Raw genomic sequence first — 1,255 nt, forward strand, 5'->3', positions numbered from 1 at the left:
GCTGGCGCCCTGCGCCGCGTCGTGGACCGCGACCAGCTCGCCCGCCACGGTGATGCGGATCTGCCCGCCCGGCATCGTCACCACCCTGGCCTTCCTCCCGATGCACCTGCGGGGCACCGACCACTGCCTGCCGGCGGCCCTGACGAGCATCGTCGGCGGCACCACCTGATCAGAGACGTCGCCGACCATCGATTCCAGCAGGGTCGCGTTGCCTATCGGCTGCAGGAACTCCTTCTCCCGCATGAATAGCGCCGAGGGCGGCAGCCCCGTCGTGTCGTTGGGCTCCGAGTTGCTCCTGGCCTCGATGCGCGCGATGGCCGCCAGCAGCCCGTCCAGGCCCACGAAGTCGCGATCGTAGGCCGAGAGCCTGTTCAGGAAGCGGTTGGCGGACTCGTCCTTCCCCTTGGTCTGGGGGGCGCCCGCCCGGCACAGCTGCAGGTCGAAGCCGGCCTCCTTGGCGAACCGCCACGCCCTCTCGTTCCTGACGCGCCGGCCCGTGGACATGTTGACCAGCGACGACATGTTGTCGGTGAGGCACTCCTGCGGCACGCCGCCCATGAACTTGAACGCGCCCAACAGGCAGGCCAGCAGGTCGTCCGTGGTCCGGGTGGCCGAGTAGGTGAACTTGTGGAGCCTCGAGTACCCCAGGGTCGCGGAGAACACGTTGAACTCGAAGACCTCGCCGTTGGCGTCCACCATGGTGATGCCCTCCTTCCAGTCGAACTGCATCTGGCGGCCCGGAGGGGTCTCGAAGCGGGGGTGCGCGTCCGGTGCGCGCAGCGCGCCGAACGCGATGCCGTTCTTCCTGCAGTACTCGGTGAAGGCGTTGTACCCCGGCAGGCGGGCGTCCGGGTGCCTGTGCAGCAGGAACTCGTGGACGGCCTTCTTCGTGATGCCGGGAAGCTCGGCTTTTGCCTCTATCACCTCCCGGAACGGGTCGAAGCCGCTGCCCCTCGACGCCCTGCCGTCGTCGAGGTCGCCGCCCGCTCGCCAGTATTTGGCCACGGTCTTGCGGCTCATCCCGTGCCTGCGGCCGATCTCGCTGAAGTTGGGCTTGGTGCCGGATTGCCTGTACATGCTCAACTCGCCCATAACGTTCCTTTCCATATCGTCCTCCTCTCGAAAGGTTACTCGAGGGGAGGGTACCTTCGTTGGCGCGGTTGGGCAAAATGCGTTGGCGCTGTTGGCACATCTATCTTGGTGCTATTGGATTTTTACGTTGGTGTAACTGGCCCTTTTTATATTGGCATTAACA

General features: G+C 65.5%; 1 protein-coding gene. It reads right to left on the bottom strand.

All coding sequences use genetic code 11. The annotated features are described in order from the left end of the window. The coding region (istA, locus tag ACTQ05_RS09485; RefSeq protein ID WP_441538964.1) for an IS21 family transposase at window positions 1-1,107 on the bottom strand (1,107 nt) is incomplete at its 3' end. Window positions 1,108-1,255 lie beyond the last annotated feature (148 nt).

This window comes from Collinsella sp. LCP21S3_A9 (assembly GCF_052118785.1).
In the GTDB taxonomy this organism is placed as follows: Bacteria; Actinomycetota; Coriobacteriia; order Coriobacteriales; family Coriobacteriaceae; genus Collinsella.